Consider the following 14,855-nt stretch of genomic DNA (forward strand, 5'->3'; position numbering starts at 1 on the left):
CCCATGTGAGAGTAGGTCATCGTCAAGATTAAATTCCGAAACCCCTATCTGCTGATGCAGGTAGGGGTTTTGTTTTGCCCGCAGGAAAGACCTTTTGTGTTTCTATGCAACTGTCTTACGCATCGCTATCATGCGGGCCTCATTATCAGGCGCAGTCCGCATGCTCACGTTGCTAAAACTTCTGAAGGATGGCCGCTTCCATTCCGGACAGGCACTGGGTACTGCGTTGGGTGTCATGAGTTTGATCCAGTCGGCGCGCATGAATGGGCATGATCCATATGCCTATCTCAAAGATGTGCTGACTCGGCTGTCAACACAACGTGCCAGTGAGATTGATCAATTGCTGCCGCATCAGTGGATGCAGACCTGAGTTACGCAAGGTAAGTGGGCAGACGCTTACAGCCCTTTATACGTCAAGGCTTGAGCAACATCCAAACCCCCATCCCCACCATCACTAGGTTTTCAGTCAGAGAAACGAAGCCCAGCGGCACGTTGCTGTCGCCGCCCACGCAGGCGCATTTGAGTTCGCGTTTATCGATGTACACTGCCTTGAATACCGACACCGCGCCCACCGTGCCGAGCACCAGCGCCACCGGTGCCGCCAGCCAGGTGAGGGCGCCGGCGACCATCAGCAGCCCGGCAAGAGTTTCTCCGTAAGGGTAGGTGTAGGCATAGGGCACCACCCGCTGCGCCAGCAGGTCGTAGCCCAGGAACATGTTGGAAAAACCTTCTACGTCGCGCAGTTTGAGCATGCCTAGCAGGGTCATGCTCATGGCTAGGAACCATTCGATTATTCGCCCGCTGAACAGCGTGCCGAAGGCGGCATAAGCGCAGGCCAATGCTATCAATAGCGCCACAGCGAACACCGCCAACACCGGGCGGTATCGAGTGGCCTTGGGGTCGACGACCGGCTTGCCGAAGAAGCGCCGAACGTCGTCGTAGCCACCGATGCGCTTGCCGTCGATGTAGGCCTGCGGGGTGGTCTCCACGCCTTCCCGACGCTTGAAGTCATCGGTTTGTTCGCGCGTGCGCAGCCAGTGGTCATCGACGCTATAACCCTCGCGCTTGAGTAGGTCACGGGACTTGAGCCCGAAGGGGCATAGGTGTTCTGGCATGACCATGCGGTAGAGCACGGCGCGTTTGTGGGACGCGGTCATCTTTAACTTCTCCATGCAGGCTTGTCTAACCCTAATGACTGCCCGCGCTAGGAGAAATTCAAAGACCGCGCCGGGCGGCCTGATGCTGTACGAAAGGTGGCTGCGCTCGGCCACGCCGGGTTAAAACCAAGCTCGGAATGCTCATTTACACCCAGTAAACTCCGCTTCCAGACGCTTACCTTTTTTGCATCAGGCATCAGGTGGTCAAGCCCCAGGGACTGGGCAGCTCAGGTCGCCTTCTTCGCACTTGAGGTAGGTCTTGAACGCCTCGACTCGGGTCTTGGTTACGGCTGTGGTGCAATTGCTGTGAATCAGCGGATAGACGCTGCCCCCTTCGACTCCAGACGCAGAAAAATTGCATTCGGCGTCACGGAAGCTGATCCAGGCCCGCTGTGCCTTGACCAGTAACTGCTTGGCCTGCGGGTCATCTTTCAGGCGTGCAGTGATCTGCTTGTACAGACTGTTCAGCTCGTCGTCAGCGGCTTTGTTCTCTTGGGCTGCGCACTGGTTCATCGCTCCCTGAGTGGTCGCATTGGCGCAGTCATTGGCTTGGACGACGCTGATAAAAAGCAGCGGTGTCAGGCTAAGAAACAAGCGTGGGGACATGGTCGATCTCTCCTTGATGGGGTTACAAATGCCGAAGGAGTGTACCCAAACGCTGCGTCGATACAACTTTCTGGTTGGCCTGGTGGTCTTACAGGCCTACTGTTAAACACAGGAGGTGACTCATGCATTCATCCGATCGCATCGAAAGAAAAATTCTGCTCAAGGCGCCGCGCTCTCAGGTCTGGCGGGCCTTGGCCAATGCCGAAGCCTTCGGTCAGTGGTTCGGCGTCGCGCTTGAGGGCAAGCGATTTGTCGCGGGCGACCGTACCCAGGGGCAGATCACCTATCCAGGCTATGAACACCTCATCTGGGACGTTGCGGTAGAACGGGTCGAGCCGGAGCGGGTTTTTTCATTTCGCTGGCATCCGTACGCCATTGAGCCGCAGGTGGACTACTCTCAGGAACCCGAAACGAGGGTTCAGTTCGAACTTGAAGACATGGATGGCGGCACTTTGCTCAAAGTGGTGGAGTCGGGCTTCAACGGTATCCCGGAGGCGCGCCGGCTTAAGGCTTTTCGTATGGACAGCCGTGGCTGGGACGAGCAGATGGCGAATATCGAAGCATTTCTGGCCAAGGCCTGATCCTCAGCGCCCGCGCAATCTAAGGGTTTACGGAAGGGCTGCTATAGCGAATGTCTTACACGCCATGGTTGCTATATCGTCTGTTGCGGTTTGGATCCGATGCGTAATCTGTACTCATCCACTGAAGCACAGGGAGTGCTTCAGGATCAGGGACGATCGACCTTGCAAGGATGGCTATCGACAGGGAGTCGTAATGGTCTTGGAAAAACCCGCCTCGGCGGGTTTTTTTTCGTCTGCAGAAAAGCCGGCCTCCCTAAGCCAGGCGTCGCGCCATGGTGCGGTCCGAGCCATCAGCGGCCACAGGCTGCTGATATCCCAACGTTTGGGTAAAGAAACGGTCCTGCTGCTGGCTCGGCAGGGCAAAGGCACTGACGCTCAATACGAAGGTGGTAACGGCGATCAAGGAACTGAAAGTTTTCATGGCGATGACTCCGGTCGTATCAAAGGGGTTGAGTGCCGGGTCGTTCAGATGTCGCGATCTGCTGAACCCGCTGCAGCCCGGACGGTTGTCTTGCTGCATGGGTTCAGAGTAAGGGCGAGAAGGGAGGTGCCGTTAGACAGATACTGCCCCTGATTTGCCTGATCCTGTTTGTGCACAGGATCAGGTGCGACTCGCCTGCAAGGCAAGGGCACGCAGCCGGGCGATGTCCTTGCTCGGCGAGGCGCCGAATAGACGGCTGTATTCACGGCTGAACTGCGAGGGGCTTTCATAGCCCATTTTGTAGCCGATTGACGAAACGTCGCTGTTCTCCGCCAGCAGCAGACGTCGGGCTTCCTGCAGGCGCAGCTGTTTCTGGTATTGCAGCGGGCTCATGGCGGTCACGGCTTTGAAGCGATGATGCAGTGCCGAAGGACTGAGGTTGATCATTTGTGCCAGGCTATCGATGCTCAGCGGTTCGGCATAATGGGTGTTGAGCCATTCGATTGCGCGACTGATGCGGTGGGTTTGCGTGTCGGGGATGGCAATTTCGTGCAAGCGCTGGCCCTGGGCACCCCGTAGCAGGCGGTAGAAAATCTCCTGTTGGGCCAAGGGCGCGAGAGTGGCGATATCGTCCGGACTCTCCAACAGCCGCAGCAAACGCAACACTGCATCGAGCAGCGGTACATCGATGCGGTCCAGGAATAATCCTCGACCGGTCCGTTGGGTCGGTACCCCAATGGGGCTGGCGTCGGCGATCAGACGGCAGATCTGTGCCGGGTCGATATCCAGGCGAATGCACAGGTAGGGGCGCTCGGGGCTGGCTTCGATCACCTGACCGGCCAACGGCAAGGTGACCGAGACCACCAGGTAGTTGAGCGAATCATAGACGTAGCATTCATCCGCCAGCCGAACCTCTTTGCGCCCCTGGACGATCACGCACAAACCGGGTTTGTGGACCGTGTGCAGGGCTTCAGTTGGCTGGTCGCTACGGATCAGGTGCAAGGCCTCGATGGCCGTGGGATGAACGCCGAATCCCGGGGCGAAGCGCTTCATCAGTTCCGCCAGTTCGGCACGGCGCTGGTTGACGCCGTCGTCAGGCGCTACGTGTAAGGACGTGGATACCGACATGCCGATCTATCTCCCTGGCCAAATACGTGGACCGCGCTAGTAAAACCGATTGTACGCCCAGCGACCAGCGTCGGTTTTATTGCTACAGGATCGTGCAAGGGCGCAGGAGGATCCGGCTAACCCGGGCCCCGGTCGGTTCCCTAATCTGGACCTGTCAAAACGCTCCCACCGGGAGCAATACATCCAGACGAGGAAATCATCATGTCCGCTATTCAAAACAAAGTTGTGGTCATCACCGGCGCCAGCAGCGGTATTGGCGAAGCCGCCGCACGGTTGTTGGCTGCCCAGGGCGCCCGAGTGGTGCTGGGTGCACGGCGCGTCGATCGCTTGCAGGCGCTGGTGCAGGAACTCGAAGCCAAGGGCCAGCAGGCTGCTTGCAAAGCCGTGGACGTGACGCGTCGTGATAATGTCCAGAGCCTGATCGACTTCGCTGTCGAGCGATTTGGCAAGGTCGATGTGATCGTCAACAACGCCGGGGTCATGCCGCTTTCCAAACTCGAGGCGCTGAAAGTTGACGAGTGGGATCGGATGATTGACGTCAACATTCGTGGCGTACTCCACGGCATCGCCGCCGGTTTGCCCTTGATGCAGCGCCAGCGCAGTGGCCAGTTCATCAACATCGCTTCCATTGGTGCCTACACCGTCAGCCCGACGGCGGCGGTGTATTGCGCCACCAAGTTCGCCGTGCGGGCGATTTCCGAGGGTTTGCGCCAGGAGGTTGGTGGTGACGTGCGGGTGACGGTGATTTCCCCTGGCGTAACCGAGTCAGAGTTGGCCGAAAGCATTTCCGATGAAGGCGGGCGCGCCGAGATGCGCGAGTTTCGCCGGATCGCCATTCCCGCCGAGGCGATTGCCCGGGCGATTGCCTACGCCATTGAGCAGCCGGCCGATGTGGACGTCAGCGAACTGGTGGTGCGTCCGACGGCCAGCCCGTTCTGAATTGAATCGATGCGGCAGGAGATGCGCCCTGTCTCGTGTGGCGAGGGGCTAAAACCCCTCCCCACCGTTTTTTTGGGCCTGATTGGCGTTAATCGTTATTGCAGCGCCAATCGCGCCGCTGCCCGTTCAGTAATCTGCGAGCGCACTTGAAACGACTCCGCTGCGCGCCGTTTGGCTTCTTCCAGCACCTGGGTCGGCGCGGTGTTCGGGCAACCAGCGGTGAACGGCGGGGCCGGGGCGTATTCAAGCTGTAGCTGGACCAGTTCGGCGGTGTCCTGGTCGAACAGTTCGGCCGCCAGGGTCAAGGCAAAATCGATCCCGGCGGTGATGCCACCCCCGGTGAACAGGTTACCGTCGCGTACCACGCGCTCCTTGACCGGTATGGCGCCCAGGGGTTGCAGCAAACTGTGATAGGCCCAGTGGGTGGTGGCCCGTTTACCCCGCAATAAACCCGCCGCGCCAAGCACCAGCGAACCGGTGCACACAGAGGTGATGTACTGCGCGTGGGCCGCCTGTTGCTTGATGAACGCCAACGTTTGTTCGTCTTCCATTAACGGCCCGACGCCGCTACCGCCTGGGATGCAGATCACATCGAGCTTCGGACAGTCCTGGAACGTGGTGGTCGGTAGTAACACCAGCCCGGTGCTGGCGGTGACCGGGGCCAGGTCTTTCCAGATCAGGTGCACCTTCACGTCTGGCAGCGAGGCCAGCACGTCATAAGGGCCGGTGAGGTCCAGTTGTTGAACCTGAGGGAATAACAGAAAACCGATCTGCAACGCCATGGCGCTTTCTCCTGAAGTGATGCCTGAGGGTGGACGGTTTGACTTTAGGCCCGTAGGCTCTGGCGTATACGCCAATAAGCCCACGAATCACGCCAATATGCAAAATCCACCGAAAACCGTTCATGTATTGGCCTTCGCCAACGTGCAGGTGCTGGATGTCACCGGGCCCTTGCAGGTCTTTGCTTCGGCCAACGACCTGGCACGCCAGCAAGGTTTGCCATTGCCTTACGCACCGACCGTGATTGCTGCCGGTGGCGGGGCGGTGATGTCATCGGCGGGGCTGGCGCTACTGGCCGAGCCGCTGCCGATCGAAGGCAGCGACACATTGCTCATTGCCGGCGGTTGGGGGGTGTACGAGGCGGCGAAGGATGCGGCGCTGGTGGCCTGGGTCAGGGACCATGGCCTGCGTTCGCGGCGCGTGGCGTCGGTGTGCACCGGGGCGTTCCTGCTGGCCGCCAGCGGTTGGCTGGACGGACGCCGAGTGGTCACACACTGGACCCGTTGCGAACAACTGGCCAGGCAGCATCCGCAACTGCGGGTCGAACCCAACCCGATTTTTATCAACGACGGCCCGGTCTGGACTTCAGCCGGGGTTACGGCCGGCATCGACCTGGCGTTGGCCCTGGTGGAAGACGATTTAGGTCGCGCCATCGCCCTGGAAGTCGCCCGGCAACTGGTGGTGTTCCTCAAGCGTCCGGGCGGTCAATCACAGTTCAGCGTGACCTTGTCACTGCAGAATCAGGGCAGCCGTTTTGACGATCTGCACGCCTGGATCGCGGAAAACCTCACCCGGGACTTAGGCTTACCGAATCTGGCGGCTGAGGCGGGGATGAGCGAGCGCAGTTTCGTGCGTCACTACCGCGCCGACACCGGCCAGACGCCGGCACGGGCGGTGGAGCTGATTCGCGTGGAAACCGCGCGCCGGCTGCTGGCCGACACAGTGCTGCCGATCAAACGGGTAGCGCTGCAATGCGGCTTTGGCAGCGAAGAAACCCTGCGCCGCTGCTTCCTGCGGGCCATGGGCGTGACGCCCCAGGCGTATCGCGAGCGTTTCGCGGTCAGCCTTCAAGCAGATCCAGTAATGCCCTGAGCGTGGCCTGGGGGGCTTCCTGGGGAATGTTGTGGCCGACGCCGCTGAGCAGCCGGCGCTCATAGAAACCGCTGAAATGTTCGGCGTCTTCGTCGAACTCAGGTGCAGGCCCAACGCCGTCGTCGGCACCGCACAGGGAGAGGCTCGGCACGCTGATCGCCGGTTGCGCAGTCAGTCGTTCCTCCATCCACTCCAGCGTCGGGTCGCCCGGTGCGTACATGAAACGATGGCGGTAGGAATGAATCACCACCTCGACGAAGTCCGGGTTGTCGAAAGACGGGGCACTGAGGGAATACAGCGCCGTGCCGCGCTTCCAGGTCGGTGACCACAGGCGCCAGAGCAACTGGCACAGTTCGCGCCGGTTTTGCGTCAGGCCCTCGACGCCGCGGGCGCTGTGGAAGTAATACTGGTACCACAATCTGTGCTCGGTCTCAGGGTCCAGCGGCTGAGTCGAGCGGGGAATGTCCTGCACGTTATAGCCATCACCGGTCACCAGACAGCGAACCCGTTCGGGCCACAGCGCCGCCACGATACACGCGGCCCGACCACCCCAGTCGTAGCCGCACAACGCGGCTTGAGGGATGGCGAGGGCCTGCATCAGGTCCAGCAAATCCTGGGCCAGCGCCGCTTGCTGGCCGGAACGCAGGATGCTCGGGTTATTGAACCGGGTCGGGCCGTAGCCGCGCAGGTACGGGACGATGACCCAATAGCCGCGCTGGGCCAGGGCCGGTGCGATTTCATCAAAGGCCCTGGGGTCGTAAGGGAAACCGTGCAGCAGAATGACCGGGGCGCCGCTGGCGGGGCCGTGCTCTTCGTAGGCGATGCGCAGCAGAGGCGTCACCGCGAAGTTGATTCTGGGCGCCTGGTTCATGTCGGCCTCCTGCACGGCTCGGTTGCCGTTATGCCGGTTCCTGATTCACGTATTTGGCCCGATCCGGTGTGAAGGTCACGATCATGTTCGTGCTGGAGCAGGTCAGGGTGCGGTCCTGGGACAGGTCGATGTCCAGGTCTTCACCGCGCAGGCCCTGCCATTGGGCGAGGTACTTGAGGCAGCCGAACTTTTCGTTTTTCTTCAGGCTGCGGCTGACACCGCCTTTCCAGCCGAGCACTGGCAATTCACCGGCCAGGCAACGCTGCGCCAGTTCGGGAAACTTCAGGGCCCGGTCGCGGCCGATTTCCCAGCACTTGATCAGGCCCTTGTCCTGGCCTTCCCAGAGGTCTTCCCGGGTCAGGCCTGTTCGGGGCGCAGTGGTGATAGAGCGTTTTACATGGGTCATGTCAGGTCCTTGAATCGGGTTTTATCGGGCAGCTCCGCTGCACCCTTGAGTGGATCGATCTTAGGAGGGGTTTGCGGGGCTGGCAACCTGTAGTGGGGCGTGGCGATAAATGGGAGGAATGCCTGTGATGCTTTTTTGTAGCAAGCAGATTATTTCCGCTGATGACACCCTGTAGGAGCTGCCGAAGGCTGCGATCTTTTGATCTTGATTTTGGGACTCAAGCGCCAAGGAAGAGATCGCAGCCTTCGGCAGCTCCTACAGGGGATGGGGTTCCTACAAAAAATCTGGTGAACCGGAATTTTCCGACGAGTCGTGGCGGTTGCCGGTTCGGAAACGGCGGGGCTAGGCTTTGCCGGTCGCTGCAAAATCAGCGACCGGGTTTGGTCGCCCGTCCAATGTCAGGCGCACACGCGCCAACCTCAGCGCTTTAAGTCGCGAGGTCGGTGAGCTCAATTTCAAGCTAGGAGTTTCACGATGGATAAGATCACCTCCCCAAAAGCCGAAAACCTCTCTGCCTACACCACCCTCGACACCAAAAAACTCCGCGAAGCAGCCGATCGGGCGTTGAATGTTCACTTGTCTCCCCCGGCCAAACCCGACACCCAGGACGGACAGGTATTTTCAGTGGTCCCGGGCCTTAACACCGAGTCCGTGCTGGCCAGTCTCAGCGAAACCCTGGCAGCGGCCAATGCCATGGTCAGTGACCTGGCATTCGAGCTGGAAGGTTCCCGGCGGCATGTTGCGCTGGGGATTCAGCAGTTGATTGAACTGGCTACGTTGCTGGCCAATCGAGCGCTGGATGATCTCGAAGTGGCAGAGCCTACGCGGTAGCAGATCCACCACTTGTTGCACTGAGCTTTGGTGGTGCAGGGTGGGAGCAAGGCTTGCCCGCGATGAAGGCGGCGCGGTCCTGAAATCGAGTCGCCTTCATCGCGGGCAAGCCTTGCTCCCACAAAAGCGGGAATTGCGTTCACTCGCAAGCCCGGCTCACGGCTGCCAATGCGTTTTGTCCCCACTCAATTTACGGTCCAGGAAACTGGCGGCGCTGATCAGCGCCAGGTGGGTCAAGGCCTGGGGGGTGTTGCCTAGGTGGTAGCCGTGGCTGTCGAACTCCTCGGCGTACAAACCCAGCGGGTTGGCGTAGCGCAGCAGTTGTTCGAACTCCAGCTGGGCTTTTTCCACGCGGCCGGCGCGGGCCAGGCATTCGACGTACCAGAACGAACACGCGGCGAACGAGCCTTCGATGCCGCTGAGGCCGTCGACGGCGCTTTCGTCGTTACGGTAGCGGTACACCATGCCATCGCGCACCAGGTCTTTTTCAATGGCATCGAGGGTCGAGAGCCAGCGTGGGTCGCGGGCGCTGACGAAGCGCACAAGCGGCATCAACAACATCGAACCGTCGAGAGCGGTGCTGCCCAGGCGCTGGACGAAATGCTGCTGTTCCTCGTTCCAGAAATTGGTCCAGATGTCTTCATAGATGGCCTGGCGAGTCTGGTCCCAGCGGGCGAAAGGCGCGGGCAAGGAGCGTTTGACCGCCAGGCGGATGGCGCGGTCGACGGCGACCCAGCACATCAGTCGCGAATGCAGAAAGTGGTGCTTCTCGCCGCGCATTTCCCAGATGCCGACGTCTTTGTCCTGCCAGATATCGCATACCTGATCGACCACGTTGACGGCGTGTTTCCAGCCCTGATGGGAAATGGCTTCCCCGTACTTGTTGACCAGGTACACCGCGTCCATCAATTCGCCGAAGATATCCAGCTGCACTTGTTTGTAGGCCAGGTTGCCGATGTGCACCGGCTGCGCATGACCAAAGCCGCTGAGGTGTGGCAGCTCGACTTCTGGTAGATCCAACCTACCGTCCAGGCCGTACAGGATGTTGAGTTTGATCGGCTGATCGCAGCAGTCGCTGACCCGGCCCCGCAGAAAACGCATGTAGGCGTTGGCTTCTTCAACGAAGCCCAGGCGCATGAACGCGTAAACGGTGAAGGAAGCGTCGCGGATCCAGGTGTAGCGGTAATCCCAGTTGCGCTCGCCGCCACGGGTTTCCGGCAGGCCGAAGGTCGCGGCGGCGAGGATGGCGCCGTGTTTGCGTGAGGTCAGCAATTTCAGGGCCAAGGCCGAGCGGTTGACCATTTCTCGCCAGCGCCCGCGATAGGTGGACTGGCCAATCCAGCCGCGCCAGAACCCCAGGGTTCGTGCCAGGCATATTGCGCTGGCGTCGTTCGTGAGGCGCGGGTCGTCGATGCCACCCAGCAGGAACTCGGCGGTCTGGCCTTGTTCCAGGGTGAATTCAGCCATGGCGGCATGACCGTCCAGGGTCATGGCCTGATCCGAACACAAGCGCAAGGTCGGTTGTTGCCCTGCTTCGAAGAGGACGTGATCACCGTCCTGACGCGCCGTGGTGGCGGCTCGCGCATAGTCGTGGCGTACCGCGCAGCGCATGCGAAACGTTGCGCGGCCGACGGTCATATGCACCTTGCGCATCAGCACCGGCAAGTCGTCCTCGCTGTCGCCGATGGGTAGCATGTCGGTGATCTCCACCACCACGCCATCACTCAGCCAGCGGGTTTGCAGTACGTTGGTGTCAGGCAGGTAGATTTGCTGGCGACGGGCGTGGGGCAGGTCCGGGGCCAGTTGAAAGATCCCCGCGTCGGGCGTGTCCAACAGTGAGCAGAAAATCGAGGGGCTGTCGAATTCCGGCCAGCAGAAAAAGTCGACACTGCCTCGGTCATTCACCAGCGCAGCACTGCGCATGTCGCCGATGATGCCGTGGTTTTCGATAGGGCTTTGTGTTTCGTGATAGTTAGCCATTGCCGCGAAACCCCGGATAAAGGCTCATCCCGCCATCGATGAACAATGTGGTGCCCACCACATAATCGGACAAGTCTGACGCCAGCCAGACCACCGCGTTGGCGACATCTTCCACATCGCCGACACGACCGTAAGGTATCAGCTCCAGCAATTTTTTCTCCTGTTCCCCTTCGGTGACCTCGCGGTTGATGGCCGTGCGGATCGCACCGGGCGCGATGCTGTTGATGCGGATGCGTTGGTGGCTGGTTTCCTGGGCCAGACTCTGCATCAGCAGATCGACGCCGCCCTTGGACGCAGCGTAATTGACGTGACCGGCCCAGGGGATGCGCTGGTGCACCGAACTCATGTGGATGATTTTACCGGCGGCCCGGGACACGCCCTGGCGAATACCTTGCCGGTTGAAAATCCGCAGGGCGGCGCGGGCGCAGAGGAACTGGCCGGTGAGGTTGACGCCGATCACGGTGTTCCAGTCCTCCAGGCTCATGTCGACGGCGGCGGCGTCTTTTTGCAGGCCGGAGTTGGCGACCAGGATGTCCAGCGCGCCAAAGGTTTCGACAGTCTGGGCGAACAGTCGCTCGACATCCGGCTCCTTCGACACATCGGCACCGACGGCGATGGCGCGTCCACCGTTGGCGTTGATTTCACGGGCCAGGTCCTGCGCGGGGCCGGCGCTGGAGTGGTAGTTGAGCACCACCGCGGCACCGGCGTCCGCCAATGCCCTGGCCGCGCCTGCACCAATGCCGGAACTGGCGCCGGTGACCAGGGCAACCTGTCGGGCGAGGGATATCTGCATGGTCTAGCACCTTGAGTTGAGGGCTTTACCTGCTGACTGGTGTGAGGTGCGTGGAGTTCACTTGGGTGAAGCGATCTTCACAAAGGCCGCTCGCCTCAAATCAGCTCTCACCAACCCCGCCCCGAATTCACCCAGAAATTCACTGACAACGAAGTGGACACCGACTCCACCTGATGGAACCAGCCTTCAGGCAGGAACAGCAGATCCCCGGCCTCCAGCGTCACCCGCAGGAAGGTCACGTCACGGGCGCGGGGGAAGCGCTGGTAGTCCGGCGCGTCCGGGTTGAAATCGCAACCGTCCAGGCCGCCTTGGGGTGCCGTGGACCAGGTGCCGAGGGCTTCGCGGTGATGGGGCGCGGCGAGAGTGAAGGTTTTCTGGCCCCAGACCTGGGCGAACAGGTTGTCGGTGTCGTCGCGGTGCAGCGGGGTGAGGGTGCCCTTTGGGCCGATCCAGATGCGCGGTGGAATGAACAGCGACGGGTCGAAATAGGACGGGTAGTTGATCAGCTCCATCAACTGCGCCGGCAGAATGTTGTTGCCCATGTAGGCCGGCGGTTCGCCATCGGCGCCCTTGACCGCCGGGTTGTCCAGCGAAGCAATGAAATCGGCCATGGACGTGGAGCGGAAGTCCCGCTCGGTGGAGAAGGTTTTCTTCACGTAGTCGCCGTGGCGGGTGATGCCTTGCAGCTCGGCAAAATGCACCAGGGATTCTTCGCGACTGAGCTTGAACAACGGCCAGTCCTGCAAGGCATTGCTGATGACCACCGGAATGCCATGGGGCAGGTAGCGCGCTTGAAACGCTTGCACCGTCAGCTCGCTACGCGGCCGACGCTCCACGCTGCGTTGGGGCGGCAGGCTGGCGGTGAGTTTTTCGCTGAAGCGCGGCGGGGTGGGATAGCGCTTGTTCATGTCGACCTTTTCCACCGCGCCAGCACCGTGGCGGGCATGCTCGATGATCTGCGGCAACAACGTCGCCAGCCCCATGTTGCCGCCGATCTTCAGGCGTCCGCTGGCGAACAGCTCCTCGACATTGGCCAGGCCGGCCATGATCCCGAGAAAGTCCTTCTCCGCCACTTCGATGGTCACGTCGGGGCTGCTGTGGCGACCGGCCTGGGTGTGGCTGCTGGTCTTGACCTCGGACCAGTACGCCTGCTGGGGGCCGAACACGAATTGGAAAACACCTTCGATACCAACGGCGCCAGCGTTGGCGAACAGTTTGCCCAGGATGGTTTGCAGGTCCACGGCGGTCACTCTTGTCGGTTTTGGTCTGAGCAGGTAACGAGGGCCGGGAGCGAAAATTTAACCCTAGCGGGTCGCGACCATGAACACTCGGGGGAAGGGCAGTAGCACCGTTCCATCGTCCATGGCCGGATAAGCCTGTTCGACGGCGTTGAGATACTGCTCCAGGTACTGCCCGCGTTGCACCTCATCCAGCGGCTCGAGAAACGGCCGCAAGCCGCTGCCCTTGAACCACTCCACCACGCCGGCGGCGCCCCCGGCCAGCGGGTGATGGTAGGTGGTGCGCCACACATCGACGCGGGTGCAATGGGGCTTGAGGATCGAGTAGTACAGGCTGGCGTCGGCCACTTCCGTGCGCGTATCGGCGGCTCCGGTCAACTGGCTGGCCCAGGGCCCATTGGCGGCGATCTCCCGCATCAGGCGGTGGGACGGCTGGTGCAGCGTGTCGGGCATCTGGATGGCCAGGCTGCCACCCTGGGCCAGTTTGCTGACCAGTGACGGCAGCAGAGTCGCGTGGTCGGGCAGCCATTGCAGCACCGCGTTGGCGAAGATCACATCGAAGGGGCCGGGTTCGTCCCATTGGCCGATGTCCGCGGTGTCGAATGTCACTTCGGGCAGGCGCTGGCGGGCGGCCTGGATCATGTCGCTGGAACTGTCCAGGCCGCGCACCGCGGCCCCGGGAAAGTGCTCCACCAACAGTTCTGTAGAATTGCCGGGGCCGCACCCCAGGTCGATCACCGAGCGTGCCTGCCCCGGCGGGATGGCGGCAAGCAGGTCCCGGGCCGGACGGGTGCGTTCCTGTTCAAACGTGACGTATTGCTTGGCAGACCAGGTCATGGCGTTCTCCTTTGCGATGGGCCGAGCTGAGACGTCGCCAGTATAGGGGGCGTGAGAGCCCATGGGGCAGGTACGGCGACGCTGACTAATTCAGGCTGTCGCCACTTCGTTATCTTCCATACACAACGGATCGGAGAAAACCGCAGTGACCCAACTGACCTTGCTATGCCTGCCGTATTCCGGCGCCAGCGCCATGGTTTACAGCCGCTGGCGGCGCAAGGTGCCGCAATGGCTGCAGGTGCAGCCGGTTGAGCTGCCGGGACGCGGGGCGCGTTTCGGCGAGCCGCTGCACACCGACATGGGCCCGTTGGCGATGCAACTGGCCCGGGAACTGCGCCCCACGCTCCAGGCCCCTTATGCGCTGTTCGGCCACAGCCTGGGCGCATTGCTGGCCTGCGAAATCGCCCATGCCTTGCGCGAGCTGGGTTGCCCGGAACCGGTCGCGCTGTTTGCCTCGGGCACCGCGGCGCCGACGATGCGCGCCGATTACGACCGCGATTTTGCCACGCCGAAAACCGACACCCAATTGATCGAGCAACTGCGCACCCTCAATGGCACCAGCGAAGAAGTACTGGCCAATGAAGAACTGATGGCCCTGACCTTGCCTGTGCTGCGGGCGGATTTTCTGCTGTGCGGACGCTTCCAGCCGCGAACCCGATCGCCGCTCGAATGCCCGGTGCACGTGCTCGGCGGCACCACTGACAAGGCCAGTACCGAGCAACTGATCGGCTGGCGTCGCGAGACATCGGGCAGCTTTTCGGTGGACATGCTGGCAGGCGGGCACTTTTTTATCCATGAGCACGAGGCCAGGGTACTGCGCCTGATCAAGGATCAGTTGAGCGTGCATCATCGACGGCATGGGCTGGCGGTCAGCGCCTGATGCACTGATTCACAAACAATCTGCTGTTGTGGCGAGGGAGCTTGCTCCCGCTGGGTTGTGCCCCGTGTAGGAGCTGACGAGTGTAACGAGGCTGCGATCTTGTCCCGGACAGTTTAGGTCTCAAGCGAAAGATCAAGATCAAAAGATCGCAGGCTACGCCAGCTCCTACAGAGTCGAGCGGGAGCAAGCTTCCTCGCCATGGATTTCCCTCCTTCCTGACCTCTGTTCCCAAACGCTAATTTTTCCGGTCTGCATTCGTTTTATAGGGACGACATGCCTTTGTGCCTTGTGCCCACTGATTCCGGATACCCAGAA

16 protein-coding genes and 1 pseudogene are annotated in these 14,855 nt (G+C 61.1%); 6 read left to right on the forward strand and 11 right to left on the reverse strand.

Going from position 1 to position 14,855, the window contains the following annotated elements; genetic code table 11:
- Positions 1-229: 229 nt before the first annotated feature.
- Positions 230-370: pseudogene (locus MA884_RS22065) on the forward strand (transposase domain-containing protein); the annotation flags it as partial.
- A gap of 43 nt (positions 371-413) precedes the next feature.
- Here the strand turns inward: MA884_RS22065 and MA884_RS22070 are convergent.
- Both MA884_RS22070 and MA884_RS22075 read right to left on the reverse strand, forming a co-directional pair.
- Positions 414-1,157 carry a MauE/DoxX family redox-associated membrane protein gene (locus MA884_RS22070; protein ID WP_256232500.1) on the reverse strand — a complete coding sequence of 248 codons (744 nt, stop codon included), beginning with the start codon at positions 1,155-1,157 and terminating at the stop codon, positions 414-416.
- Between the two features lie 204 nt (positions 1,158-1,361).
- Entirely contained in the window at positions 1,362-1,763 is a 402-nt protein-coding gene (locus MA884_RS22075) for a lysozyme inhibitor LprI family protein (protein ID WP_256232501.1), read from the reverse strand.
- 122 nt (positions 1,764-1,885) lie between these two features.
- Between MA884_RS22075 and MA884_RS22080 the strand changes: the two genes are divergently transcribed.
- A complete protein-coding gene (locus tag MA884_RS22080; protein WP_256232502.1) occupies positions 1,886-2,344 on the forward strand; it encodes an SRPBCC family protein in 459 nt (152 codons plus the stop codon).
- A 253-nt stretch (positions 2,345-2,597) separates the two neighbouring features.
- On the opposite strand, the gene MA884_RS22085 is transcribed toward MA884_RS22080, so the two are convergent.
- Together MA884_RS22085 and MA884_RS22090 are read right to left on the reverse strand one after the other, a co-directional pair.
- Positions 2,598-2,765, reverse strand: a complete 168-nt coding sequence (locus MA884_RS22085; protein ID WP_256232503.1) for a hypothetical protein — start codon at positions 2,763-2,765, stop codon at positions 2,598-2,600.
- Between the two features lie 180 nt (positions 2,766-2,945).
- Positions 2,946-3,893 carry an AraC family transcriptional regulator gene (locus MA884_RS22090; RefSeq protein WP_256232504.1) on the reverse strand — a complete coding sequence of 316 codons (948 nt, stop codon included), beginning with the start codon at positions 3,891-3,893 and terminating at the stop codon, positions 2,946-2,948.
- A 201-nt stretch (positions 3,894-4,094) separates the two neighbouring features.
- Between MA884_RS22090 and MA884_RS22095 the strand changes: the two genes are divergently transcribed.
- The gene (locus MA884_RS22095) at positions 4,095-4,832 is read left to right on the forward strand and encodes an SDR family oxidoreductase (protein WP_256232505.1); all 738 of its coding nucleotides are present in this window, start codon (positions 4,095-4,097) and stop codon (positions 4,830-4,832) included.
- Between the two features lie 95 nt (positions 4,833-4,927).
- Here MA884_RS22095 and inhA read toward each other — a convergent pair whose 3' ends face one another.
- A complete protein-coding gene (gene inhA, locus MA884_RS22100) occupies positions 4,928-5,614 on the reverse strand; it encodes an isonitrile hydratase (RefSeq protein WP_256232506.1) in 687 nt (228 codons plus the stop codon).
- A gap of 97 nt (positions 5,615-5,711) precedes the next feature.
- Between inhA and MA884_RS22105 the strand changes: the two genes are divergently transcribed.
- Positions 5,712-6,704: a GlxA family transcriptional regulator gene (locus MA884_RS22105; RefSeq protein ID WP_256232507.1), complete on the forward strand. Its 993-nt coding sequence runs from the start codon at positions 5,712-5,714 to the stop codon at positions 6,702-6,704.
- Here the strand turns inward: MA884_RS22105 and MA884_RS22110 are convergent.
- Complete coding sequence (locus tag MA884_RS22110) at positions 6,673-7,575, reverse strand: alpha/beta fold hydrolase (RefSeq protein ID WP_256232508.1); 903 nt, start codon at positions 7,573-7,575, stop codon at positions 6,673-6,675. The two genes, MA884_RS22105 and MA884_RS22110, sit on opposite strands and share 32 nt — an antisense overlap.
- Before the next feature lie 28 nt (positions 7,576-7,603).
- Positions 7,604-7,981: a hypothetical protein gene (locus MA884_RS22115; protein ID WP_256232509.1), complete on the reverse strand. Its 378-nt coding sequence runs from the start codon at positions 7,979-7,981 to the stop codon at positions 7,604-7,606.
- A gap of 474 nt (positions 7,982-8,455) precedes the next feature.
- On the opposite strand from MA884_RS22115, the gene MA884_RS22120 reads away from it, so the two are divergent.
- The gene (locus tag MA884_RS22120; RefSeq protein ID WP_256232510.1) at positions 8,456-8,812 is read left to right on the forward strand and encodes a DUF6124 family protein; all 357 of its coding nucleotides are present in this window, start codon (positions 8,456-8,458) and stop codon (positions 8,810-8,812) included.
- Between the two features lie 156 nt (positions 8,813-8,968).
- On the opposite strand, the gene MA884_RS22125 is transcribed toward MA884_RS22120, so the two are convergent.
- From MA884_RS22125 to tam, 4 genes are all read right to left on the reverse strand, one after another.
- Positions 8,969-10,792 (reverse strand): glycoside hydrolase family 15 protein, encoded by a 1,824-nt coding sequence (locus tag MA884_RS22125; protein ID WP_256232511.1) that lies wholly within the window; start codon positions 10,790-10,792, stop codon positions 8,969-8,971.
- Positions 10,785-11,585 carry an SDR family oxidoreductase gene (locus MA884_RS22130; RefSeq protein WP_256232512.1) on the reverse strand — a complete coding sequence of 267 codons (801 nt, stop codon included), beginning with the start codon at positions 11,583-11,585 and terminating at the stop codon, positions 10,785-10,787. Before MA884_RS22130 ends, MA884_RS22125 begins: the two co-directional genes overlap by 8 nt.
- Before the next feature lie 107 nt (positions 11,586-11,692).
- Entirely contained in the window at positions 11,693-12,826 is a 1,134-nt protein-coding gene (locus MA884_RS22135; RefSeq protein ID WP_256232513.1) for a cupin-like domain-containing protein, read from the reverse strand.
- Between the two features lie 63 nt (positions 12,827-12,889).
- On the reverse strand, positions 12,890-13,660 hold the full coding sequence (gene tam / locus MA884_RS22140; RefSeq protein ID WP_256232514.1) for a trans-aconitate 2-methyltransferase: 771 nt from the start codon (positions 13,658-13,660) through the stop codon (positions 12,890-12,892).
- Between the two features lie 145 nt (positions 13,661-13,805).
- Here tam and MA884_RS22145 point away from each other — a divergent pair, with 145 nt between their 5' ends.
- On the forward strand, positions 13,806-14,540 hold the full coding sequence (locus MA884_RS22145; protein WP_256232515.1) for an alpha/beta fold hydrolase: 735 nt from the start codon (positions 13,806-13,808) through the stop codon (positions 14,538-14,540).
- Positions 14,541-14,855: the final 315 nt, after the last annotated feature.

This window comes from Pseudomonas sp. Q11 (assembly GCF_024494355.1).
Classification (GTDB): Bacteria; Pseudomonadota; Gammaproteobacteria; order Pseudomonadales; family Pseudomonadaceae; genus Aquipseudomonas; species Aquipseudomonas hefeiensis.

Coding starts and splice junctions, on each gene's coding strand:
- MA884_RS22095 (WP_256232505.1), top strand. CDS start 4,095: ATGTCCGCTATTCAAAACAAAGTTGTGGTCATCACCGGCGCCAGCAGC.
- MA884_RS22070 (WP_256232500.1), bottom strand. CDS start 1,157: ATGACCGCGTCCCACAAACGCGCCGTGCTCTACCGCATGGTCATGCCA.
- MA884_RS22120 (WP_256232510.1), top strand. CDS start 8,456: ATGGATAAGATCACCTCCCCAAAAGCCGAAAACCTCTCTGCCTACACC.
- tam (WP_256232514.1), bottom strand. CDS start 13,660: ATGACCTGGTCTGCCAAGCAATACGTCACGTTTGAACAGGAACGCACC.
- MA884_RS22115 (WP_256232509.1), bottom strand. CDS start 7,981: ATGACCCATGTAAAACGCTCTATCACCACTGCGCCCCGAACAGGCCTG.
- MA884_RS22080 (WP_256232502.1), top strand. CDS start 1,886: ATGCATTCATCCGATCGCATCGAAAGAAAAATTCTGCTCAAGGCGCCG.
- MA884_RS22125 (WP_256232511.1), bottom strand. CDS start 10,792: ATGGCTAACTATCACGAAACACAAAGCCCTATCGAAAACCACGGCATC.
- MA884_RS22085 (WP_256232503.1), bottom strand. CDS start 2,765: ATGAAAACTTTCAGTTCCTTGATCGCCGTTACCACCTTCGTATTGAGC.
- MA884_RS22075 (WP_256232501.1), bottom strand. CDS start 1,763: ATGTCCCCACGCTTGTTTCTTAGCCTGACACCGCTGCTTTTTATCAGC.
- MA884_RS22090 (WP_256232504.1), bottom strand. CDS start 3,893: ATGTCGGTATCCACGTCCTTACACGTAGCGCCTGACGACGGCGTCAAC.
- MA884_RS22110 (WP_256232508.1), bottom strand. CDS start 7,575: ATGAACCAGGCGCCCAGAATCAACTTCGCGGTGACGCCTCTGCTGCGC.
- MA884_RS22130 (WP_256232512.1), bottom strand. CDS start 11,585: ATGCAGATATCCCTCGCCCGACAGGTTGCCCTGGTCACCGGCGCCAGT.
- inhA (WP_256232506.1), bottom strand. CDS start 5,614: ATGGCGTTGCAGATCGGTTTTCTGTTATTCCCTCAGGTTCAACAACTG.
- MA884_RS22105 (WP_256232507.1), top strand. CDS start 5,712: ATGCAAAATCCACCGAAAACCGTTCATGTATTGGCCTTCGCCAACGTG.